The sequence below is a fragment of the Roseibium sediminis genome, assembly GCF_008711325.1.
Lineage (GTDB): Bacteria > Pseudomonadota > Alphaproteobacteria > Rhizobiales > Stappiaceae > Roseibium > Roseibium sediminis.
The window spans coordinates 117,147-140,566 of sequence record NZ_VXDB01000002.1 but is presented as its reverse complement, the minus strand read 5'-3'; the positions used below and the strand labels follow the sequence as shown (position 1 = coordinate 140,566).

Sequence of the window (23,420 nt, the reverse complement as noted above, 5' to 3'; positions counted from 1 at the left end):
GCAAAAACGCCGTTGACACCAAAGGTCCCTATCTGCATAACACGCGCCACGGGATTGCTCGCACCACCAAGGCGGGCTCTTCGGTAAGCCATCCTGACCGCTTCGGCGTGAAGTGAGACGAGATGGAGGAGTGCCCGAGTGGCTAAAGGGGACGGACTGTAAATCCGTTGGCTAAGCCTACGTTGGTTCGAATCCAACCTCCTCCACCATCGTTTCTTTTCGGGTCCGGCGCGCGGGTGTAGCTCAATGGTAGAGCAGCAGCCTTCCAAGCTGACGACGAGGGTTCGATTCCCTTCACCCGCTCCATCATGGGTGCTGATCGGAGTGACCGGAACGGAAGGCTCTTTCGCCCGGACATCCTGAAAATCTATGGGATAAATTCGTCGTCTGAGGAGTATTCCAAAGCTTCGGAACGTGTCCCGCCGCGAGCCTATATCGATATAAACGCGTATTGGACAGAGAGCGACGCCGATGGCGAAGGAAAAATTTGAGCGCAATAAGCCTCACGTCAACATTGGCACGATCGGCCACGTTGACCATGGTAAGACGACGCTGACTGCAGCAATCACGATGACGCTTGCCGAAACCGGCGGCGCAGTTGCTAAGGCATATGACCAGATCGACGCAGCACCTGAAGAAAAGGCGCGCGGCATCACCATCTCCACGGCACACGTTGAGTACGAGACGGAAAACCGTCACTACGCTCACGTTGACTGCCCGGGCCACGCCGACTACGTGAAGAACATGATCACCGGTGCTGCCCAGATGGACGGCGCGATCCTGGTCTGCTCCGCAGCTGACGGCCCGATGCCTCAGACCCGCGAGCACATCCTTCTCGCTCGTCAGGTTGGCGTTCCGGCACTTGTCGTGTTCATGAACAAGGTTGACCAGGTCGACGACGAAGAGCTCCTCGAGCTGGTCGAAATGGAAATCCGTGAGCTTCTGTCTTCCTACGAGTTCCCGGGCGACGACATTCCGATCGTCAAGGGTTCTGCACTGGCGGCAGTTGAAAACCGTGACCCGGCTATCGGCCGTGACGCGATCAAGGAACTGATGGCTCAGGTTGACGCCTACATCCCGACGCCGGAGCGTCCGAAGGATCAGCCGTTCCTGATGCCGATCGAAGACGTCTTCTCGATCTCCGGCCGTGGTACGGTTGTGACCGGTCGTGTTGAGCGTGGCATCGTCAAGGTTGGTGAGGAAGTCGAGATCGTCGGCATCCGCGACACCCAGAAGACGACTGTTACGGGCGTTGAAATGTTCCGCAAGCTGCTGGACAGCGGCGAAGCAGGCGACAACATCGGCGCACTGATCCGCGGTATCGGCCGTGAAGACGTTGAGCGCGGCCAGGTGCTGTGCAAGCCGGGTACAGTTAACCCGCACACGAACTTCAAGGCAGAAGCCTACATCCTGACGAAGGAAGAAGGCGGTCGTCATACACCGTTCTTCACCAACTACCGTCCTCAGTTCTACTTCCGTACGACGGACGTGACGGGTGTTGTGTCCCTTCCGGAAGGCACTGAAATGGTGATGCCGGGCGACAACGTCTCTGTTGACGTTGAGCTGATCGTTCCGATCGCCATGGAAGAAGGTCTGCGCTTCGCTATCCGCGAAGGTGGCCGGACCGTCGGCGCTGGCGTCGTCGCTTCCATCATCAAGTAAGAATTGGTGTCCACCGGGTCCGCCCGGACCCGGTGGATATCTTCGTCAGGCCTTGATAAATCGAGGTCAGGCGAGTATCAGGAGCAAGATCGAAATTCGATCACCTGAAGGGGTATAGCTCAGTTGGTAGAGCGGCGGTCTCCAAAACCGCAGGTCGCGGGTTCGAACCCTGCTGCCCCTGCCATTTTTGCTCTTGAAAGCAGAGCCCCGAGGGGTTACATAGACCTCGGGTGAGGCGCGCGAACATGGGTCGCGCGCCCACTCGTATTTAACAGACCGGAATCGGAATGGCGAAGACCAATCCCTTTACATTCATTCAGCAGGTTCGCTCCGAGGTGTCGAAAGTCACCTGGCCGACACGTCGCGAGACTGCCGTAACCACTGTCATGGTTTTTGTCATGGTGGTGATTGCGTCGATTTTCTTCCTGCTTGCCGACCAGTTGATGGGCTGGGGTATCGGCTGGCTGCTTGGTGTTTAAAGCGATCCCGATTGAGGATCTGCCCGTAACACGCTGAAAAGAACAAGAAACGGAACTGAAGAACATGGCCAAGCGCTGGTACATTGTGCACGCCTATTCGAATTTCGAGAAGAAGGTCGCCGAGTCCATCCGTGAAAAGGCCGAGCAAAAGGGTCTTTCCGACCTTTTTGAGGAAATTCTCGTTCCGATGGAAAAGGTCACTGAAGTTCGCCGCGGCCGCAAGGTTGAGGCTGAGCGCAAGTTCTTCCCGGGCTATGTTCTGGTGAAGATGGACATGACCAACGAGGCGTTCCACCTCATCAAGGATACACCGAAAGTTACCGGGTTTCTCGGTGCAGACCAGAAGCCGGTGCCGATCCCCGAGCGGGAAGCCCTTCGCATCATCAATCAGGTGCAGGAAGGCGTTGATCGTCCGAAGCCGACCATCAGCTTTGAGGTTGGTGAGCAGGTTCGCGTATCCGACGGCCCGTTTGCGTCCTTCTCCGGCCTCGTCGAAGAAGTTGATGACGAGCGTGCGCGCCTGAAGGTGGCGGTGTCGATCTTCGGTCGCGCCACGCCGGTCGAATTGGAATTCGGTCAGGTCGACAAGCTCTGATCTGACTGTTTGGCTGCTTTGGCAGTCTCCGTGCCTGTCCTGAACGGGGCAGGGTAATCGGGTGGTAGATCCGCCTGCTCATCGCCGGGCAGGCATCAAGGGTCACACCACCAACTCCCGCAAGGCTGATGAGCCATCATCCGCTTGCATGAATGGAGATCAACATGGCGAAGAAAATTGACGGCTATATCAAGCTGCAGGTGCCGGCTGGTTCTGCAACACCGTCTCCCCCGATTGGTCCTGCGCTGGGTCAGCGCGGTCTGAACATCATGGAATTCTGCAAGGCGTTCAACGCTCAGACCCAGGATGTTGAGAAGGGCGCTCCGTGCCCGACCGTCATTACATATTATTCCGACAAGTCTTTCACCTTCGAGATCAAGACGGCTCCGGTGTCGTTCTTCCTCAAGAAGGCCGCAAAGCTTCAGAAGGGTTCCCAGACCCCCGGCCGCGGCACCGTTGGTTCCGTGACCAAGGCGCAGGTCAAGGAAATCGCTGAAGCAAAGATGAAAGACCTGAACGCCAACGACATCGACGCAGCAATGCTGATGGTCGCAGGCTCCGCCCGGTCCATGGGCCTGGAAGTTACGGAGTAAGATCATGGCTAAGCTCGGAAAGCGTATCACGGAAGCTCGTGAGGGTATTGATCGCAACAAGACCTATGGTCTGGGCGAAGCTCTGACTCTCGTTAAGGGTCGTTCCAAGGTCAAGTTCGACGAGACCGTCGAAGTTGCAATCAACCTCGGCGTTGATCCGCGTCATGCAGACCAGATGGTCCGCGGCGTGTGTGTTCTGCCGAACGGCACTGGCAAGACTGTTCGCGTTGCCGTGTTTGCTCGTGGCGACAAGGCTGAAGAAGCCAAGGCAGCCGGTGCAGACATCGTCGGTGCAGAAGACCTGGTTGAAGCCATCCAGGGCGGCAAGATCGATTTCGATACGGTCATCGCTACCCCGGACATGATGCCGCTCGTCGGTCGCCTCGGTAAGGTTCTCGGCCCGCGCGGCCTGATGCCGAACCCGAAGGTCGGAACGGTAACTCCGGACGTGAAGTCTGCTGTTAACGACGCCAAGGGCGGTGCTGTTCAGTTCCGCGTCGAAAAGGCCGGTATCGTTCATGCAGGCATCGGCAAGGTTTCCTTCTCTGAAGATGCTCTGAAGCAGAACATCCAGGCATTTGTTGATGCTGTTCAGAAGGCAAAGCCGTCCGGATCCAAGGGGCAGTACATGCGCCGGATCGCAATTTCCTCGACGATGGGCCCGGGCGTAAAGGTCGACCTGGCAACCGTCAGCGAGTAATCCGACACGTCGGATCTACAAGTTTCGGCCGGGCAACCGGCTGATTGATCTGGTGGCTCGCCGCCAGGTCACCCTGTCCGAGACTGCAGGTGCCGGGAAACCGGTTTAAGCCAAGTGGCCTGCATAGATAGGTAAGAGCCGAACTTTCGCGAAAGCGAACACCCGGTTCGAACCAGGCCTTGCCGCGCTGCTCGCGCGAGCGAGGGGACAGGACCCTGAGCGTCGTTAGCGGGCGTCCCGGGTTCGGGAAACCTGCTGCGGCAAAGGCAAACCGGTGACGGAAACGTCATCAAATGGAGAAGGCAAGTGGAAAGAGCGGAAAAGCACGAGTTCGTGACGTCTCTCAACGCCGAGCTGGCACAGACCGGCGTCGTTGTCGTCGCGCACTATGCAGGCCTTTCAGTTTCCCAGATGACTGCCCTGCGGTCTTCTGTACGTGAAGCTGGTGGCTCTGTGAAAGTCGCGAAAAACCGCCTTGTGAAACTTGCCCTTCAAGGCACGGAACTGGAGCACATTGCTGACCTCTTCCAGGGCCCGACCGTCCTCGTTTATTCCGAGGATCCGATCGCAGCCCCGAAGGCAGCAGTAGACTTCGCCAAGGCAAACGCAAAGTTTGAAATCCTTGGTGGCGCTCTCGGAACCACAAACCTGAACGCGGACGGAGTTAAGTCTCTGGCCTCTATGCCGTCGCTCGATGAGCTGCGCGCAAAGCTGGTCGGTATGATCCAGACCCCGGCATCCCGTATTGCTCAGGTTGTCAACGCGCCGGCCGGGCAGCTCGCCCGCGTCTTCAACGCGTACGCCGAGAAGGACAAGGCCGCATAAGGCGACCAAAACACTGTCAATCAAAACCAACACACTGGTTCGAACTTAAGGTACTGAAAAATGGCTGATCTTGAAAAGCTCGTCGAAGAACTGTCTGCACTGACCGTTATGGAAGCTGCTGAACTGTCCAAGCTTCTGGAAGAGAAGTGGGGCGTTTCTGCTGCTGCTCCGGTTGCAGTTGCTGCTGTTGCTGCTGGTGGCGGCGCTGCTGCTGCTGAAGAAGAAAAGACCGAATTCGACGTCATCCTGGCATCTGCTGGCGACAAGAAAATCAACGTCATCAAGGAAGTCCGTGCCATCACGGGTCTCGGTCTGAAGGAAGCCAAGGAACTCGTCGAAGGCGCTCCGAAGCCGGTCAAGGAACAGGTTTCCAAGGCAGAAGCAGAAGAGCTGAAGAAGAAGCTCGAAGAAGCCGGCGCTACCGTCGAGCTGAAGTAATCGGGCTTTAGCCCAATAACGGTCCCGGGTAACCGGGGCCGTTTTCTGGCCCCGGCGGGTTCTCCCGTTTCCGGGGCAAACGTACCACTGGGGGATCCTCTTTCCAAAGGGATGCCTCAGACCCCATAGACCGATCACGATCCTGTTTCACGCTGGCAGGGTGATCAATGGGGAACGTTTTTCCGAAGCGCCTGGATGCAAAGCATCCGATGGACAAGGGGCGTTTCGGGAAGCCGTTACCCGGCCGATACGAGGAGCGACAATGACCCAAACGTTCAACGGTCGCAAAAAGGTTCGTAAATACTACGGATCAATCCGCGATGTCGCGGCCATGCCCAATCTCATCGAGGTTCAAAAAGCATCCTACGACCAATTCCTTCAGGTCGACGAGATGCCGGGCGGTGGACGCAAAAATGATGGTCTGGAAGCCGTATTCCAGTCCGTGTTCCCGATCTCCGATTTTGCCGGAACATCTCTTCTTGAGTTTGTTTCCTACGAATTTGAAGCTCCGAAGTACGATGTTGACGAGTGCCGCCAGCGCGACATGACGTTCGCAGCGCCGCTCAAGGTCACCTTGCGCCTGATCGTGTTTGATGTCGACGAAGAAACCGGCGCCAAGTCGGTGAAGGACATCAAGGAGCAGGACGTCTACATGGGCGACATGCCCTTCATGACGGACAATGGTACCTTTATCGTCAACGGCACCGAGCGCGTCATCGTCTCCCAGATGCACCGTTCGCCGGGCGTGTTTTTCGATCACGACAAGGGCAAGACGCACTCTTCCGGCAAGCTTCTGTTTGCAGCGCGCGTCATTCCTTATCGCGGCTCCTGGCTGGACATCGAGTTCGATGCCAAGGACGTCGTGTATGCGCGTATCGACCGTCGCCGCAAGATCCCGGTCACCTCGCTTCTCATGGCCCTCGGCCTTGACGGCGAAGAGATCCTGAACACCTTCTACAACCGGATTGAATATACCCGCGAGAAGGATGGTTCCTGGCGCATGCCGTTTGACGGCGAGCGTTTGAAGGGCACCAAGGCGTCCTATGACCTGATCGACGCTGACAGCGGCGAAGTGGTTGTCGAAGGTGGTCGCAAGATCACGGCTCGCACCATCAAGCAGCTGGCTGAAAAGAACGTTACCGCTCTGAAGGTGACCGACGAAGACCTGCATGGCCAGTATCTGGCTGAGGACATCGTCAACGCTCAGTCCGGTGAGATTTATGCGGAAGCCGGTGAGGAAATCACAGGCAAGCTCCTCGAGGAACTCGTTGATCGCGGTTACCACGATCTTGTTGTTCTCGACATTGACCACGTCAACACGGGCCCGTACATCCGCACGACCCTTGCCGTGGACAAGAACGAGTCCCGCGAAGACGCGCTGTTCGACATCTACCGCGTGATGCGCCCGGGTGAGCCGCCCACCATCGATTCCGCGGAAGCCATGTTCCAGTCGCTGTTCTTCGATGCAGAGCGCTATGACCTCTCCGCCGTTGGCCGCGTGAAGATGAACATGCGTCTCGACGTCGATGCTGAAGACACGGTTCGCGTCCTGCGCAAGGAAGATATCCTTGAAGTTATTCGCGTGCTGTTGCAGCTGCGTGATGGCAAGGGCGAAATCGATGACATCGACAACCTGGGCAACCGTCGTGTTCGCTCGGTTGGCGAACTCATGGAAAACCAGTACCGGGTTGGCCTGCTGCGCATGGAACGCGCGATCAAGGAGCGCATGAGCTCTGTCGAGATCGACACCGTTATGCCGCAGGACCTGATCAACGCGAAGCCGGCAGCGGCTGCCGTTCGTGAATTCTTCGGCTCCTCGCAGCTGTCGCAGTTCATGGACCAGACGAACCCGCTGTCCGAAGTCACGCACAAGCGCCGCCTTTCGGCCCTTGGCCCGGGTGGTCTGACCCGTGAGCGCGCAGGCTTCGAAGTTCGCGACGTTCACCCGACGCACTACGGTCGTATCTGCCCGATTGAGACGCCGGAAGGCCCGAACATCGGTCTGATCAACTCGCTTGCAACCTTCGCCCGTGTGAACAAGTACGGCTTCATTGAAAGCCCGTATCGCAAGGTGAAGGACGGCGTCGTGACCAACGACATCGTCTACCTGTCCGCGATGGAAGAAGCCAAGCACTACGTGGCTCAGTCCAACGCCAGCTATGATGACGTCGGACGGTTCACGGACGAACTGATCACCTGCCGCCACGCCGGCGAAAACATGATGGTCCCGTCTGATCGCGTTGACCTCATGGACGTTTCGCCGAAGCAGCTTGTGTCTGTTGCTGCCGCGCTCATTCCGTTCCTTGAGAACGATGACGCGAACCGCGCCCTGATGGGCTCGAACATGCAGCGTCAGGCCGTTCCGCTCGTGCGGGCAGAAGCTCCGTTCGTTGGAACCGGCATGGAGCCGATCGTGGCTCGCGACTCCGGTGCGGCCATCGGTGCAAAGCGCGCCGGTGTCGTCGACCAGGTTGACGCGACCCGTATCGTTATCCGGGCAACCGAAGATCTCGATCCGGGCAAGTCCGGTGTTGATATCTACCGCCTGATGAAGTTCCAGCGTTCGAACCAGAACACCTGCATCAACCAGCGCCCGCTGGTTCGCGTGGGTGACCGGGTTCACAAGGGTGACATCATTGCGGACGGTCCGTCGACTGATCTCGGTGATCTGGCTCTCGGCCGGAACGTGCTCGTCGCGTTCATGCCGTGGAACGGCTACAACTTCGAGGATTCCATCCTGCTGTCCGAGCGGATCGTGTCCGATGACGTCTTCACTTCGATCCATCTGGAAGAATTCGAAGTGATGGCGCGTGACACCAAGCTTGGTCCGGAAGAAATCACGCGCGACATTCCGAACGTTTCGGAAGAAGCCCTGAAGAACCTCGACGAAGCCGGGATTGTCTATATCGGTGCGGAACTGCATCCGGGCGACATTCTCGTCGGCAAGATCACTCCGAAGGGCGAAAGCCCGATGACGCCGGAAGAAAAGCTTCTGCGCGCCATCTTCGGTGAAAAGGCGTCCGATGTTCGCGACACGTCCCTGCGCCTGCCGCCGGGAGTTTCGGGTACCGTTGTCGAAGTTCGTGTCTTCAATCGCCACGGCGTTGAGAAGGACGAGCGCGCTATGGCTATCGAGCGCGAGGAAATCGAGCGTCTTGCAAAGGACCGTGACGACGAACAGGCAATCCTGGACCGTAACGTCTATGGCCGTCTGGCAGAAATGCTGCTCGGCAAGTCCGCTGTTGCAGGGCCCAAGGGCTTCAAGAAGGGTGGGGAGCTGAACGGCGACGCACTCAATGAATTCCCGCGGTCCCAGTGGTGGCAGTTTGCGACCGAAGACGAGAAGTTCATGTCCGAAATCGAGGCTCTGCGCGGTCAGTATGATGACAGCCGCAAGCGCCTTGAGCAGCGGTTTATCGACAAGGTCGAGAAGCTGCAGCGTGGTGATGAGCTGCCCCCGGGCGTCATGAAGATGGTCAAGGTCTTCGTTGCCGTGAAGCGCAAGCTTCAGCCGGGCGACAAGATGGCTGGCCGTCACGGCAACAAGGGTGTGGTGTCCAAGATCAACCCGTGTGAAGACATGCCGTTCCTGGAAGACGGCACGCATGTCGACATCGTGTTGAACCCGCTCGGCGTGCCTTCGCGCATGAACGTTGGTCAGATCCTTGAAACCCACCTGGGTTGGGCCTGCCGCGGCATGGGTCTGCGTATCGGCGAAATGTACGATGAGTACAGGAAGTCGGGCCAGATTGATGAGCTTCGCGGAAAGATCGTCGAGATCTACGGCGACAATCTGAAGGGCGATAACGTCAAGGAATTCGATGACGAGAGCATCACGCTCCTTGCCGAACAGTTGAAGAAGGGCGTGCCGATTGCAACGCCGGTCTTCGACGGCGCGCGTGAACCAGATGTTGTCGATGCTCTGAACATTGCCGGATACCATACGAGCGGCCAGTCGGTCCTCTATGATGGCCGGACAGGGGAAGAGTTCGATCGCCGTGTGACCGTGGGCTACATCTACATGTTGAAGCTCCACCACCTGGTCGACGACAAGATCCATGCCCGTTCGATTGGCCCGTACTCGCTCGTTACCCAGCAGCCGCTGGGTGGTAAGGCGCAGTTCGGTGGCCAGCGCTTCGGGGAAATGGAGGTCTGGGCCCTTGAAGCCTATGGTGCAGCCTACACGCTGCAGGAAATGCTTACTGTCAAGTCGGATGACGTGGCCGGTCGTACAAAGGTCTATGAGGCCATTGTTCGCGGTGACGACACCTTCGAGGCAGGCATTCCGGAAAGCTTCAACGTGCTTGTGAAAGAAATGCGGTCTTTGGGTCTGAACGTGGAGCTGCAGCGCACCGATCAGCCTCAGCTCTCCGACGAACCTGCTGCTGACGCAGCCGAGTGATCCGGACGTGAAGACTAAGACCGATTTGAGACTTGCAGTGCTGGCTGAGGGGAGAGCGCCGACGGGCGTTCTCCCGGCCCCTGCAGTGAAGGAGATGGACCATGAATCATGAGGTCATGAACCTGTTTAATCAGCAGGCTCCCACACAGACCTTCGATAATATCCGGATCTCGCTTGCGAGCCCGGAAAAGATCATGTCCTGGTCGTTTGGCGAGATCAAAAAGCCTGAGACCATCAACTACCGTACGTTCAAGCCTGAGCGTGACGGCCTGTTCTGCGCGCGTATTTTTGGCCCGATCAAGGACTACGAATGTCTTTGCGGCAAGTACAAGCGCATGAAGTACAAGGGCGTTATCTGCGAAAAGTGTGGCGTTGAAGTCACCCTGTCGCGGGTTCGCCGTGAGCGCATGGGCCACATCGAACTGGCTGCGCCTGTTGCGCATATCTGGTTCCTGAAGTCCCTGCCGAGCCGTATCGGCCTTCTGCTCGACATGACGCTGAAGGATCTGGAACGCGTTCTGTACTTCGAAAACTATGTCGTTCTTGAGCCGGGTCTGACCCCGTTGAAGCAGCACCAGCTTCTTTCCGAAGAAGACTTCATTGCTGCGCAGGACGAATATGGGGAAGACGCTTTCACCGCGATGATCGGTGCAGAGGCAATCCGCGAAATCCTGATGAGCCTCGATCTCGAGCGCACAAGCGAACAGCTGCGTCAGGAAATTGCTGAAGCCACGACCGAACTGAAGCCGAAGAAGCTGGCCAAGCGCCTGAAGGTTATCGAGGCATTCATTGAATCCGGCAATCGCCCGGAATGGATGATCATGACCGTCGTTCCGGTTATCCCGCCGGATCTGCGTCCGCTGGTTCCGCTCGACGGTGGCCGGTTCGCGACGTCGGATCTGAACGATCTGTATCGCCGCGTGATCAACCGTAACAACCGTCTGCGTCGCCTGATGGAACTGCGTGCTCCGGATATCATCATCCGGAACGAGAAGCGCATGCTTCAGGAGTCTGTTGACGCCCTGTTTGACAACGGCCGCCGTGGCCGCGTCATCACCGGTGCCAACAAGCGTCCGCTGAAGTCGCTGTCCGACATGCTCAAGGGCAAGCAGGGCCGCTTCCGTCAGAACCTTCTTGGTAAGCGCGTTGACTATTCCGGCCGTTCGGTCATCACCGTGGGCCCGGAACTCAAGCTGCACCAGTGCGGTCTGCCGAAGAAGATGGCGCTCGAACTGTTCAAGCCGTTCATCTACTCCCGTCTTGACGCGAAGGGGTTCTCTTCCACCGTCAAGCAGGCGAAGAAGCTGGTTGAAAAAGAGCGTCCGGAAGTCTGGGACATCCTTGACGAAGTGATCCGCGAGCACCCGGTTCTGCTGAACCGCGCGCCGACGCTTCACCGTCTTGGCATCCAGGCGTTCGAACCGACCCTGATCGAAGGCAAGGCTATCCAGCTGCACCCGCTCGTCTGTTCGGCCTTCAACGCCGACTTCGACGGTGACCAGATGGCTGTTCACGTACCGCTCTCGCTGGAAGCCCAGCTGGAAGCACGTACGCTGATGATGTCCACGAACAACATTCTGCATCCGGCAAACGGTGGCCCGATCATCGTTCCGTCGCAGGATATCGTTCTCGGCCTCTACTATCTGTCGATCATGGCAGAGAAGGAGCCGGGCGAAGGCATGGCCTTCGGCGACATCGGCGAAATCCATCACGCGCTGGCGAACAAGGTCATCACGCTGCACACCAAGATCAAGGGTCGTTTCCGGACCATTGACGCGGATGGCAACGAGGTTTCCGCAATCCACGAAACCACGCCGGGCCGCATGCTCATCGGTGAGCTTCTGCCCAAGCACCATGAAGTTCCCTTCGACATCTGCAACAAGCTGATGACGAAGAAGGAAGTCTCCAAGATGATCGACGCCGTTTATCGTGCGTGCGGTCAGAAAGAGACGGTCATCTTCTGTGACCAGATCATGGGTCTCGGTTTCAAGAACGCCTGTAGAGCAGGTATTTCGTTCGGCATGGACGACATGGTTATCCCGGACACCAAGCAGAAGCTGGTGGCCGAGACTGCCGCCATGGCAACCGAATACGAACAGCAGTACAATGACGGTCTCATCACCCAGGGCGAAAAGTACAACAAGGTTGTCGACGCCTGGGCGAAGTGTACCGACCGTGTTGCTGACGAGATGATGAAGCGCATTCAGGCGGTGGAATTCGACGAGGAAACCGGTCGCCAGAAGCAGATGAACTCGGTGTACATGATGTCCCACTCCGGGGCCCGTGGTTCACCCCAGCAGATGAAGCAGCTGGCTGGTATGCGCGGCCTCATGGCCAAGCCGTCCGGCGAGATCATCGAAAACCCGATCATCTCGAACTTCAAGGAAGGCCTCTCGGTTCTGGAGTACTTCAACTCCACACACGGTGCTCGTAAGGGTCTGGCCGACACCGCCTTGAAGACTGCTAACTCCGGTTACCTGACCCGTCGTCTGGTGGACGTTGCGCAGGATTCCATCATCCTTGAACCGGATTGTGGTTCCCAGCGTGGCATCACCGTGGCACCGATCGTTGACGCCGGTAACGTCATTGCCTCCCTTGGCATGCGCGTTCTGGGTCGTACGACCGCAGAGGACGTTTACAATCACCAGACCGGTGAAATGATCGTTCCGAAGGGCCACCTGATCGACGAGAAGGACGTGGAAGTCATTGAGGCTGCCAAGGTTCAGCAGGTCAAGATCCGCTCGGTTCTGACCTGTGAAACCGAAACCGGCGTCTGTGCGACCTGTTACGGCCGTGACCTTGCTCGCGGTACTCCGGTCAACATGGGTGAGGCTGTCGGCGTTATCGCTGCCCAGTCCATCGGTGAGCCGGGAACACAGCTGACGATGCGTACGTTCCACATTGGTGGTACGGCACAGGTTGTCGACTCTTCGTTCATCGAATCCAACGTCGATGGCCGGGTCAAGATCCGAAACCGCAATGTCCAGCGCGACTCCGATGGCAACCTGATTGCCATGGTCCGCAACATGTCCATCGTTGTCCTCGACAGTGATGACAACGAGCGTGCCGTTCACCGTGTCACATATGGCTCCAAGCTTCATGTGGACGATGGCGACACGGTCAAGCGCGGCCAGCGGATTGCCGAGTGGGATCCATACACGCGTCCGATGCTTGCCGATGTCGACGGTATCGTGGACTTCGAAGACCTGGTTGACGGTATTTCCGTGCAGGAAACCGCCGACGAGGCGACCGGCATCACCAAGCGTGTCGTTACCGACTGGCGTTCGTCCCAGCGTGGTGCGGACCTCAAGCCGGCAATCGTCGTCAAGGACGCAAAGGGTGCTGTTTCCAAGACCGCTCGCGGTCTGGATGCCCGTATCCTTCTGTCCGTGGACGCCATTTTGTCGGTTCAGCCGGGTGCATCGGTTAAGGCCGGTGACGTTCTGTCTCGTATCCCGCTGGAAAGCGCCAAGACCAAGGACATCACCGGTGGTCTGCCGCGCGTTGCAGAACTGTTCGAAGCACGTCGTCCGAAGGATCACGCGATCATCGCGGAAATCTCCGGTACGATCCGCTTCGGCCGTGACTACAAGAACAAGCGTCGGATCATCATCGAGCCGGCGGACGAGGGGATGGAGCCCGTCGAATACCTCATCCCGAAGGGCAAGCACTTCCATCTTCAGGAAGGCGATGCCATCGAGAAGGGTGAGTACATCCTCGACGGTAACCCGGCACCGCATGACATTCTGGCCGTCAAGGGCGTGGAGGCACTGGCTGCTTACCTCGTCAATGAAATCCAGGAAGTCTATCGTCTGCAGGGCGTGACCATCAACGACAAGCACATCGAGGTGATCGTTCGCCAGATGCTGCAGAAGGTTGAGATCACTGATCCGGGTGAGACGGAGTTCTTTGCGGGCGAACAGATCGACCGTATCGACTTCGAGGAAGCCAACCAGAAGGCGATCGATAACGCTCGCGATCCTGCCAAGGGTAACCCGGTTCTGCTGGGTATCACCAAGGCATCGCTGCAGACCCGTTCGTTCTTCTCCGCAGCGTCCTTCCAGGAGACGACGCGCGTTCTCACCGAAGCTGCTGTCGGCGGCAAGGTGGATCCGCTGGTCGGCCTCAAGGAAAACGTCATCGTTGGTCGCCTGATCCCGGCCGGTACCGGCGGGGTGATGAAGCGCATCCGCCAGATCGCAACCCACCGGGACGATCTGATCCAGGAAGCACAACGGCAGGAGTCTTCGCAAAGCGCAGCATCCGCCGAAGGTCTTCTGGAAGATCTCAGCGGCGCAGCCGAATAACGGTTCGACCAAATGAAAAATGCAGGGCCGCCTTCGGGCGGCCCTTCTCATATGTACCAGGGAAATCTCATCATGAATGACAATGGCGATACACTCGATCCGGTCGTCTACATAGTAATCGGTCGGGTATGGGACCATGAAGACGGCACTGAAGAAACAGCTACTCCGGTCCATGTGCTCCTGCGTGGAGCGGATGATGATGATGCGGTTCGCAAGACGCTCGAGGCGCTGACCTCTAAGGGTTATGTCGAAGCGGAGCTGGATCAGATCGGCGTCATGGACGGCGAGCCGGAAGACCCGACCTATGAAGCAGCCTATGAGGATGCGTTGGCCGGAAACGTCGCGGTGATCGCATTTGCCGAATAGGGCAAAAGGATTCGCCGAAATCCGATTCTTGGAAACGTGATTCCAAAGCCGAGTCATGAATTGAACCAATGTGTTAAGCATTTGTTCATCTGTATGCCAGCCATGCATTTCCGGTATCGGTAACAATACGATTGAAACAAGCGCTATCCGCGAAACAAGATTGCGCAAATTGTCCGAAAATCGACTGAAAAAGCCTAGGAATCTGCCGAAATCCCGGAAAACGGGAAATTCCGATAAACCGCTTGACGCGGGAAGGGGATGTGAGTAGGTTCCGGCCATCCCAAGGGCAGGCGGTAAGAGCGGAATTGTCCAGCGCGGCTCGCGCAGGAAATAGCCTCTTAAACGCTGCCGGGTTCATAAAGGCGAATAAGCGTCGATTGCATGACCGCGTATGAAAGTGCGTGGTCCTCTGGTTTTCGCAGCGCCTGCCGCTCCTCTGGAGTGCGCGGGCGCGATTTTGCATGCAAAGTCAGCGAAAACGGCAGTTGCGATACGAATTTTTGGATGGACAAGGTAAAGGGCACGATATGCCGACCATCAACCAGTTGATCCGCAAGCCGCGGAAAGATCCGCCGAAGCGGAACAAAGTGCCGGCCATGGAGGCCTGCCCGCAAAAGCGTGGTGTTTGCACCCGCGTTTACACGACCACTCCGAAGAAGCCGAACTCGGCTCTGCGTAAAGTGGCAAAAATCCGTCTGACCAACGGCTTTGAAGTCATTGGTTATATCCCGGGTGAAGGTCACAACCTTCAGGAACACTCTGTCGTGATGATCCGCGGCGGTCGTGTGAAGGATTTGCCGGGTGTTCGCTACCACATCATTCGTGGTGTGCTTGATACCCAGGGCGTCAAGGATCGTAAGCAGCGCCGGTCCAAGTACGGCGCGAAGCGGCCGAAGTAAGGAGCACATTAGATGTCCCGTCGTCACCGCGCAGAAAAACGCGAAATCAACCCGGATCCGAAGTTCGGGGACATTGTCGTCACCAAGTTCATGAACGCTATCATGTACGACGGCAAGAAGTCGGTTGCAGAGCGCATCGTTTACGGTGCTTTCGATGTGATCGAAAACAAGACCCGTGAGAACCCGATTGAAGTGTTCCACGCAGCTCTTGAAAACGTTATGCCGCAAGTGGAAGTGCGTTCCCGCCGTGTTGGTGGTGCAACCTACCAGGTTCCGGTGGAAGTGCGTTCTGACCGTCGTCAGGCTCTCGCAATTCGCTGGCTGATCACTGCAGCGCGTAACCGCAACGAAACGACCATGGTTGACCGTCTGTCCGGCGAAATGCTCGACGCAGCCAACAACCGTGGCACTGCAGTTAAGAAGCGCGAAGACACGCACCGTATGGCTGACGCCAACCGTGCATTCTCGCACTACCGCTGGTAATCAGGACTTCGAAGGGCTGACGCTATGGCGCGCACGCATAAAATCGAGGACTACCGCAACTTCGGCATCATGGCACACATCGATGCTGGCAAGACGACCACGACCGAGCGGATCCTCTACTACACAGGCAAGAGCCACAAGATTGGCGAAGTGCATGATGGCGCAGCCACCATGGACTGGATGGAGCAGGAGCAGGAGCGTGGCATCACGATTACCTCTGCTGCGACGACCGCTTTCTGGAAAGAGAAGCGTCTGAACATCATCGATACCCCGGGCCACGTTGACTTCACGATTGAAGTTGAGCGTTCGCTCCGCGTTCTCGATGGCGCAGTTGCTCTCCTCGACGCCAATGCTGGTGTTGAGCCGCAGACCGAGACTGTCTGGCGTCAGGCCGACAAGTACAAGGTCCCGCGGATGATCTTCGTCAACAAGATGGACAAGCTGGGCGCCGATTTCGATCGTTGCGTAACCATGATCAAGACCCGTCTTGGTGCTACTCCGCTTGTCATGCAGCTCCCGATCGGTGCTGAGAGCGAGTTTGCCGGTTGCGTAGACCTCATCGAAATGAAGGCTCTCGTATGGCAGTCGGAAAACCTCGGTGCAGCATGGGATGTCCTTGATATTCCGGCTGACCTGGTGGACCGTGCAAACGAAGCTCGCGAGCAGCTGATCGAAACAGCCGTTGAAGTCGACGAAGCTGCGATGGAAGCCTACCTGGAAGGCGAAATGCCGTCCAACGAGCAGCTGCGCAAGCTGATCCGTAAGGGCACCATCAACAGCATGTTCGTTCCGGTGTTCTGTGGTTCTGCCTTCAAGAACAAGGGCGTGCAGCCGCTTCTTGATGGCGTTGTTGATTATCTGCCGAGCCCGGTTGAAGTTCCGGACATCCGCGGCATCGACCCGAAGACCGAAGGCGAAGTTCTGCGCAAGTCTTCTGACGAAGAGCCGCTCGGCCTGCTTGCATTCAAGATTGCAAACGACCCGTTCGTTGGCTCTCTGACCTTCTGCCGCATCTACTCCGGCGTGCTGACAAAGGGTGTAACCCTGCTCAACACGGTCAAGGAGAAGAAAGAGCGCGTCGGTCGCATGATGCAGATGCACTCCAACTCCCGCGAAGACATCGATATCGCCTATGCTGGTGACATCGTTGCTATCGCAGGCCTGAAGGACACCACGACCGGCGACACCCTGTGTGACCCGCTGAAGCCGGTGATCCTTGAGCGCATGGAGTTCCCTGAGCCGGTTATCGAGATCGCTGTTGAGCCGAAGACCAAGGCCGACCAGGAAAAGATGGGCCTCGCCCTGAACCGCCTGGCTGCTGAAGATCCGTCCTTCCGCGTCAAGACCGACGAAGAATCCGGCCAGACCATCATTGCTGGCATGGGTGAACTTCACCTCGACATCATCGTCGACCGTATGCGTCGCGAGTTCAAGGTTGAAGCCAACATCGGTGCTCCGCAGGTTGCTTACCGCGAAACCATCACCAAGCTTGCTGAAGTGGATTACACCCACAAGAAGCAGTCCGGTGGTTCTGGTCAGTTCGCCCGTATCAAGCTCGTGCTTGAGCCGGCTGAAGCAAATGCCGGTTTCGTATTCGAAAGCAAGATCGTCGGTGGATCGGTTCCGAAGGAATACATCCCGGGCGTGAGCAAGGGTATCGAAAGCGTCATGTCTTCCGGTCCGCTGGCAGGCTTCCCGATGCTGGACATCAAGGCAACCCTCATCGACGGTGCCTACCACGATGTTGATTCCTCGGTTCTCGCCTTCGAAATCGCTGGTCGCGCTGGTTTCCGTGAAGGGATCCAGAAGGCTGGTCCGAAGCTTCTCGAGCCGATCATGAAGGTCGAGGTCGTCACTCCGGAAGATTACATGGGTGACGTGATCGGTGACCTGAACTCCCGTCGGGGTCAGATCGCCGGTACCGAAAACCGCGGTATCGTGACAGTCATCACCGCAATGGTCCCGCTGGCCAACATGTTTGGCTACGTGAACAACCTGCGGTCCATGTCCCAAGGCCGTGCCCAGTACTCGATGGTCTTCGACCATTACGAGCAGGTGCCGCAGGCCGTCGCCGAAGAGGTTCAGGCGAAATACGCCTGACCCCAACCTCTTGTAGTCAAAAAGAAATAGAGAAACGGAGTAATCCGATGGCGAAAGAAAAATTTGAGCGCAATAAGCCTCACGTCAACATTGGCACGATCGGCCACGTTGACCATGGTAAGACGACGCTGACTGCAGCAATCACGATGACGCTTGCCGAAACCGGCGGCGCAGTTGCTAAGGCATATGACCAGATCGACGCAGCACCTGAAGAAAAGGCGCGCGGCATCACCATCTCCACGGCACACGTTGAGTACGAGACGGAAAACCGTCACTACGCTCACGTTGACTGCCCGGGCCACGCCGACTACGTGAAGAACATGATCACCGGTGCTGCCCAGATGGACGGCGCGATCCTGGTCTGCTCCGCAGCTGACGGCCCGATGCCTCAGACCCGCGAGCACATCCTTCTCGCTCGTCAGGTTGGCGTTCCGGCACTTGTCGTGTTCATGAACAAGGTTGACCAGGTCGACGACGAAGAGCTCCTCGAGCTGGTCGAAATGGAAATCCGTGAGCTTCTGTCTTCCTACGAGTTCCCGGGCGACGACATTCCGATCGTCAAGGGTTCTGCACTGGCGGCAGTTGAAAACCGTGACCCGGCTATCGGCCGTGACGCGATCAAGGAACTGATGGCTCAGGTTGACGCCTACATCCCGACGCCGGAGCGTCCGAAGGATCAGCCGTTCCTGATGCCGATCGAAGACGTCTTCTCGATCTCCGGCCGTGGTACGGTTGTGACCGGTCGTGTTGAGCGTGGCATCGTCAAGGTTGGTGAGGAAGTCGAGATCGTCGGCATCCGCGACACCCAGAAGACGACTGTTACGGGCGTTGAAATGTTCCGCAAGCTGCTGGACAGCGGCGAAGCAGGCGACAACATCGGCGCACTGATCCGCGGTATCGGCCGTGAAGACGTTGAGCGCGGCCAGGTGCTGTGCAAGCCGGGTACAGTTAACCCGCACACGAACTTCAAGGCAGAAGCCTACATCCTGACGAAGGAAGAAGGCGGTCGTCATACACCGTTCTTCACCAACTACCGTCCTCAGTTCTACTTCCGTACGACGGACGTGACGGGTGTTGTGTCCCTTCCGGAAGGCACTGAAATGGTGATGCCGGGCGACAACGTCTCTGTTGACGTTGAGCTGATCGTTCCGATCGCCATGGAAGAAGGTCTGCGCTTCGCTATCCGCGAAGGTGGCCGGACCGTCGGCGCTGGCGTCGTCGCTTCCATCATCAAGTAATCGCCGGCAGGGCCTGCTCCGGTTTCAATGAAACACTCTGGCGGCGGGCCTGCCGATTTACCTCGGGAAATCTGAAATGAACGGTCAGAATATCCGGATCCGTCTTAAGGCATTTGACCACCGTATTCTCGACGCCTCCACCAAGGAGATCGTGAACACGGCCAAGCGGACCGGTGCACAGGTACGGGGACCCGTACCGCTGCCGACGCGGATCGAGAAGTACACAGTACTTCGCGGCCCGCATATCGATAAGAAAAGCCGCGATCAGTTCGAGATGCGCACGCATAAGCGCCTTCTCGACATCGTTGATCCGACGCCCCAGACGGTTGACGCTCTTATGAAGCTCGATCTGGCCGCTGGTGTGGACGTCGAGATCAAGCTCTGAGGCGGATCGAAGGGGACACGTAAATGCGTTCTGGAGTGATCGCTCAGAAAGTGGGCATGACCCGCATCTACAATGATGCAGGCGAGCATGTTCCGGTCACAGTTCTGCGACTGGAAAAGTGCCAGGTGGTTGCCCACCGGACTGAAGAAAAGAACGGCTATACCGCGCTGCAGGTCGGCGTTGGTCTGGCAAAAGTAAAGAATACGCCTAAGGCGATGCGCGGACATTTCGCGGTTGCCAAGGTGGAGCCCAAGCGCAAGCTCGCCGAGTTCCGCGTGTCGGCTGACAACCTGATCGACGTTGGCGCGGAAATCACCGCTGACCACTACGTCGAAGGTCAGTTTGTCGACGTCACCGGCTCTTCGATCGGTAAGGGTTTTGCCGGTGTTATGAAGCGTCACAACTTCGGTGGTGGCCGCGCATCTCACGGTAACTCTGTTTCGCACCGTTCACACGGTTCGACCGGTCAGTGTCAGGATCCGGGCCGCGTCTTCAAGGGCAAGAAAATGGCCGGTCACATGGGCGATGTCCGCGTGACCACGCAGAACTTGAAAGTTGTGCGTACGGATGTTGAGCGTGGCTTGATCATGGTTGAAGGTTCCGTTCCGGGCGCCAAGGGCGGCTGGATCGTGGTTCGCGACGCGATCAAGAAGGCACTTCCGGAAGGTGTGCCGATGCCGGGTGCATTCCGTGCGCCGGAAGGCGCTGCAGCTGCTGCTGAAGCGGCCGGGAAGGAGAGTGAGTGATGGAACTTCAGGTCAAGACCCTGGAAGGCGGGGCGGCCGGTTCGATCACGGTGTCGGACGAGATTTTTGGTCTTGAGCCGCGCGCCGATCTGATCCACCGCGTGGTGCGTTGGCAGCTTGCCAAGCGCCAGGCCGGTACCCACAAGGCGCTCGGTCGTTCGGAAGTTTCTGGTACCACGAAGAAATTCGTGCGCCAGAAGGGTTCGGGCGGTGCGCGTCACGGCAACCGCAAGGCTCCGCAGTTCCGCGGCGGCGGCAAGGCATTCGGCCCGATCGTTCGCGATCACAGCCACGACCTTCCCAAGAAGGTTCGCGTGCTGGGCCTCAAGCATGCCCTGTCTGCGAAAGCCAAGGCATCCAGCCTGATCGTCGTTGAAGACGTAAAGGCCGCCGAAGCAAAGACCAAGGCTCTGAAGGAAACCCTTGCAAAGGCAGGGCTGTCCAGCGCGCTGATCATTGATGGCGCCGAGGTCGACAACAACTTTGCACTGGCTTCCCGGAATATCCCGAATGTGGACATTCTGCCGGTTCAGGGCATCAACGTTTACGACATCCTGCGGGCCAACACCCTGGTGTTGACCAAGGCTGCGGTGTCCGCACTTGAGGAGCGCTTTAAATGAGCAACCTTCCTCACTACGACAAAATCGTCGGCCCGGTAATCACCGAAAAGGCGACCTTGGCTTCTGAAGAAAACAAGGTTGTCTTCAAGGTAGCCAATGACGCGACAAAGCCGCAGATCAAGGCAGCTGTCGAAGCGTTGTTCGGTGTCAAGGTTACGGCCGTAAATACACTGGTCCGCAAGGGCAAGGTGAAGCGGTTCCGCGGTCGCATTGGCCGTCAGTCCGACTTCAAGAAGGCCGTCGTGACGCTCGCCGAAGGGCAGGCCATCGACGTGACCACCGGGCTCTAAGGCGGGGGACAGAAGAAGATGGCACTTAAGACATTCAATCCCACGTCGCCGGGCCGCCGCCAGCTGGTGCAGGTTGACCGGTCCGACCTCTGGAAGGGCAAGCCGGTCAAGACCTTGACCGAAGGCCTGTCCAAGACCGGTGGCCGTAACAACAACGGCCGCCTGACTGCCCCGAACCGGGGTGGTGGTCACAAGCGTTCGTACCGACTGGTCGACTTCAAGCGTCGCAAGTTCGACGTGCCGGCCACCGTGGAACGCCTGGAATACGATCCGAACCGGACCGCATTCATCGCGCTGATCCGTTATGAAGACGGTGAGCTGAGCTACATCCTTGCTCCGCAGCGTCTGGGCGTAGGCGACACTGTCGTTGCCGGCCAGGCAGTTGACGTGAAGCCGGGTAACGCAATGCCGCTCGCTTCCATTCCGGTTGGCACGATCGTTCACAACATCGAACTCAAGCCGGGCAAGGGCGCGCAGATCGCACGTTCAGCTGGTGCTTTTGTTCAGGTTGTTGGTCGTGACCAGGGTTACACAACCCTGCGTCTGATGTCCGGCGAACAGCGCCGCGTCCTCGGTACCTGCATGGCTACCGTTGGTGCAGTGTCCAACCCGGATCACTCCAACATCAATCTGGGCAAGGCAGGCCGCTCTCGCTGGCTTGGCATTCGCCCGCACACTCGTGGTGTCGCCATGAACCCGATCGACCACCCGCACGGTGGTGGTGAAGGTCGGACATCCGGTGGCCGTCATCCGGTTACTCCTTGGGGTAAACCGACTAAGGGTAAGCGCACGCGGCGCAATAAATCCACGGACAAGTACATTGTTCGTAGCCGCCACGCGCGTAAGAAGTAAGGGGCAAGGATCGTGACACGTTCTGTCTGGAAAGGTCCGTTTGTCGACGGTTACCTTCTCAAGAAAGCGGACAAGGTACGGGAGTCCGGCCGCAACGAGGTTATCAAGACCTGGAGCCGCCGGTCGACGATTCTGCCTCAGTTCGTTGGGCTTACCTTCGGCGTCTACAACGGTCAAAAGCACGTTCCGGTGCTGGTGTCTGAAGAGATGATTGGTCACAAGTTCGGTGAGTTTTCCCCGAGCCGGACCTATTACGGACACGGCGCCGACAAAAAGGCAAAGAGGAAGTAACGATGGGCAAGCCGAAGCGTGAGCGGACGCTCGCCGACAATGAGGCCCGGGCAATGACCCGCATGCTGCGCGTTTCTCCGCGCAAGCTGAATCTCGTTGCGGCTGCAATCCGCGGTAAAAAGGTCGGCACCGCGATTGCCGACCTGACCTTCTCCCGCAAGCGCATTGCGCAGGATGTCAAGAAGACCTTGATGTCTGCGATTGCAAACGCGGAAAACAACCATGACCTGGACATCGACAACCTGGTGGTTGCCGAAGCTCATGTTGGCAAGGCATTTGTCATCAAGCGGTTCCAGGCTCGTGCACGTGGCCGCGCTGGCCGGATCGAGAAGCCGTTCTCGAACCTGACCATCGTCGTCCGCGAAGTCGAGGAGAGTGCCTGATGGGACATAAAGTAAACCCGATCGGCATGCGCCTCGGGATTAACCGCACCTGGGATTCCCGCTGGTTCGCCGGCAAGGGTGAGTACGGCACTCTTCTTCATGAAGACTTCCGCATTCGCGAATTCCTGATGAACGAACTGAAGCAGGCAGCTGTTTCCAAGATCGTCATCGAACGTCCGCACAAGAAGTGCCGCGTTACCATTCACTCCGGTCGTCCGGGTGTGGTCATCGGCAAGAAGGGTGCAGACATCGAGCGTCTTCGCAAGAAGATTGCTGACATCACCAAGTCCGAAGTGCACATCAACATCGTTGAAGTGCGCAAGCCGGAAGTTGACGCAACTCTCGTTGCGGCTTCGATCGCCCAGCAGCTGGAACGCCGTGTTGCATTCCGTCGTGCCATGAAGCGGTCCGTTCAGTCGGCTATGCGTCTTGGCGCACAAGGCATCAAGATCACCTGCGGTGGCCGTCTCGGTGGCGCGGAAATCGCGCGTATCGAATGGTACCGTGAAGGTCGCGTGCCGCTCCACACTCTTCGCGCAGACATCGACTACGGTGTTGCTTCTGCTCACACTGCCTACGGCGTGTGCGGCGTGAAGGTCTGGATCTTCAAGGGTGAAATTCTCGAGCACGATCCGATGGCGTCTGAACGCCGTGCGACCCAGGGCTCAGATAACAACCAGGGTGATCGCGGCGGACGCCGGGATCGGGGCCGCGAGCGCGCAGCTTAATTTAAGCTGCCAGCTGCTCGTTAAACACGAAAGACGAG

At 57.8% G+C, this 23,420-nt stretch carries 22 protein-coding genes and 3 tRNA genes; all 25 read left to right on the top strand.

All coding sequences use genetic code 11. From position 1 onward, the window contains the following. The first annotated feature begins 124 nt into the window (after positions 1-124). The 25 genes from F0155_RS02565 to rpsC all read left to right on the top strand — a co-directional run bounded on the left by F0155_RS02565 (position 125) and on the right by rpsC (position 23,382). Positions 125-209: transfer RNA gene (locus tag F0155_RS02565), tRNA-Tyr, on the top strand. A 23-nt stretch (positions 210-232) separates the two neighbouring features. Continuing rightward, a tRNA-Gly gene (locus F0155_RS02560) sits at positions 233-306 on the top strand. Positions 307-471: 165 nt separating this feature from the next. Next, entirely contained in the window at positions 472-1,662 is a 1,191-nt protein-coding gene (gene tuf / locus F0155_RS02555; RefSeq protein ID WP_150522896.1) for an elongation factor Tu, read from the top strand. A 108-nt stretch (positions 1,663-1,770) separates the two neighbouring features. Continuing rightward, a tRNA-Trp gene (locus tag F0155_RS02550) sits at positions 1,771-1,846 on the top strand. Between the two features lie 103 nt (positions 1,847-1,949). After that, on the top strand, positions 1,950-2,141 hold the full coding sequence (secE, locus tag F0155_RS02545) for a preprotein translocase subunit SecE (RefSeq protein WP_150522907.1): 192 nt from the start codon (positions 1,950-1,952) through the stop codon (positions 2,139-2,141). A gap of 64 nt (positions 2,142-2,205) precedes the next feature. After that, positions 2,206-2,736, top strand: a complete 531-nt coding sequence (gene nusG, locus F0155_RS02540; RefSeq protein ID WP_150522906.1) for a transcription termination/antitermination protein NusG — start codon at positions 2,206-2,208, stop codon at positions 2,734-2,736. Positions 2,737-2,900: 164 nt separating this feature from the next. Next, positions 2,901-3,329 carry a 50S ribosomal protein L11 gene (gene rplK / locus F0155_RS02535; RefSeq protein ID WP_150522905.1) on the top strand — a complete coding sequence of 143 codons (429 nt, stop codon included), beginning with the start codon at positions 2,901-2,903 and terminating at the stop codon, positions 3,327-3,329. A 4-nt stretch (positions 3,330-3,333) separates the two neighbouring features. Next, positions 3,334-4,029 carry a 50S ribosomal protein L1 gene (gene rplA / locus F0155_RS02530; RefSeq protein WP_150522904.1) on the top strand — a complete coding sequence of 232 codons (696 nt, stop codon included), beginning with the start codon at positions 3,334-3,336 and terminating at the stop codon, positions 4,027-4,029. A gap of 306 nt (positions 4,030-4,335) precedes the next feature. Further along, a complete protein-coding gene (gene rplJ, locus F0155_RS02525) occupies positions 4,336-4,854 on the top strand; it encodes a 50S ribosomal protein L10 (RefSeq protein WP_150522903.1) in 519 nt (172 codons plus the stop codon). Positions 4,855-4,914: 60 nt separating this feature from the next. Next, positions 4,915-5,292, top strand: coding sequence for a 50S ribosomal protein L7/L12 (gene rplL, locus F0155_RS02520; protein ID WP_150522902.1), 378 nt, complete (start codon positions 4,915-4,917; stop codon positions 5,290-5,292). A gap of 262 nt (positions 5,293-5,554) precedes the next feature. Next, the gene (rpoB, locus tag F0155_RS02515) at positions 5,555-9,694 is read left to right on the top strand and encodes a DNA-directed RNA polymerase subunit beta (protein ID WP_150522901.1); all 4,140 of its coding nucleotides are present in this window, start codon (positions 5,555-5,557) and stop codon (positions 9,692-9,694) included. Between the two features lie 101 nt (positions 9,695-9,795). Further along, positions 9,796-14,001: a DNA-directed RNA polymerase subunit beta' gene (rpoC, locus tag F0155_RS02510; RefSeq protein WP_150522900.1), complete on the top strand. Its 4,206-nt coding sequence runs from the start codon at positions 9,796-9,798 to the stop codon at positions 13,999-14,001. A 72-nt stretch (positions 14,002-14,073) separates the two neighbouring features. Continuing rightward, on the top strand, positions 14,074-14,367 hold the full coding sequence (locus F0155_RS02505; protein WP_150522899.1) for a regulator: 294 nt from the start codon (positions 14,074-14,076) through the stop codon (positions 14,365-14,367). Positions 14,368-14,894: 527 nt separating this feature from the next. Next, positions 14,895-15,266 carry a 30S ribosomal protein S12 gene (gene rpsL / locus F0155_RS02500; protein WP_006936459.1) on the top strand — a complete coding sequence of 124 codons (372 nt, stop codon included), beginning with the start codon at positions 14,895-14,897 and terminating at the stop codon, positions 15,264-15,266. Between the two features lie 12 nt (positions 15,267-15,278). Continuing rightward, positions 15,279-15,749, top strand: a complete 471-nt coding sequence (gene rpsG / locus F0155_RS02495; protein ID WP_150522898.1) for a 30S ribosomal protein S7 — start codon at positions 15,279-15,281, stop codon at positions 15,747-15,749. Between the two features lie 24 nt (positions 15,750-15,773). Then, the gene (fusA, locus tag F0155_RS02490; RefSeq protein ID WP_150522897.1) at positions 15,774-17,849 is read left to right on the top strand and encodes an elongation factor G; all 2,076 of its coding nucleotides are present in this window, start codon (positions 15,774-15,776) and stop codon (positions 17,847-17,849) included. A gap of 47 nt (positions 17,850-17,896) precedes the next feature. Further along, entirely contained in the window at positions 17,897-19,087 is a 1,191-nt protein-coding gene (tuf, locus tag F0155_RS02485) for an elongation factor Tu (protein WP_150522896.1), read from the top strand. 76 nt (positions 19,088-19,163) lie between these two features. Next, entirely contained in the window at positions 19,164-19,472 is a 309-nt protein-coding gene (rpsJ, locus tag F0155_RS02480; RefSeq protein WP_006936455.1) for a 30S ribosomal protein S10, read from the top strand. 23 nt (positions 19,473-19,495) lie between these two features. Beyond that, on the top strand, positions 19,496-20,218 hold the full coding sequence (gene rplC, locus F0155_RS02475) for a 50S ribosomal protein L3 (protein WP_150522895.1): 723 nt from the start codon (positions 19,496-19,498) through the stop codon (positions 20,216-20,218). Then, a complete protein-coding gene (rplD, locus tag F0155_RS02470; RefSeq protein ID WP_150522894.1) occupies positions 20,218-20,838 on the top strand; it encodes a 50S ribosomal protein L4 in 621 nt (206 codons plus the stop codon). The genes rplC and rplD overlap by 1 nt, the downstream gene beginning before the upstream one ends. Further along, positions 20,835-21,128 (top strand): 50S ribosomal protein L23, encoded by a 294-nt coding sequence (locus F0155_RS02465; protein ID WP_150522893.1) that lies wholly within the window; start codon positions 20,835-20,837, stop codon positions 21,126-21,128. The genes rplD and F0155_RS02465 overlap by 4 nt, the downstream gene beginning before the upstream one ends. Positions 21,129-21,146: 18 nt before the next feature. Next, positions 21,147-21,980, top strand: coding sequence for a 50S ribosomal protein L2 (gene rplB, locus F0155_RS02460; protein ID WP_150522892.1), 834 nt, complete (start codon positions 21,147-21,149; stop codon positions 21,978-21,980). A gap of 12 nt (positions 21,981-21,992) precedes the next feature. Then, positions 21,993-22,271, top strand: coding sequence for a 30S ribosomal protein S19 (gene rpsS, locus F0155_RS02455; RefSeq protein ID WP_150522891.1), 279 nt, complete (start codon positions 21,993-21,995; stop codon positions 22,269-22,271). Between the two features lie 2 nt (positions 22,272-22,273). Further along, positions 22,274-22,654 (top strand): 50S ribosomal protein L22, encoded by a 381-nt coding sequence (gene rplV / locus F0155_RS02450; protein WP_150522890.1) that lies wholly within the window; start codon positions 22,274-22,276, stop codon positions 22,652-22,654. After that, entirely contained in the window at positions 22,654-23,382 is a 729-nt protein-coding gene (rpsC, locus tag F0155_RS02445; protein ID WP_150522889.1) for a 30S ribosomal protein S3, read from the top strand. Before rplV ends, rpsC begins: the two co-directional genes overlap by 1 nt. The last annotated feature ends 38 nt before the right edge of the window (positions 23,383-23,420 follow it).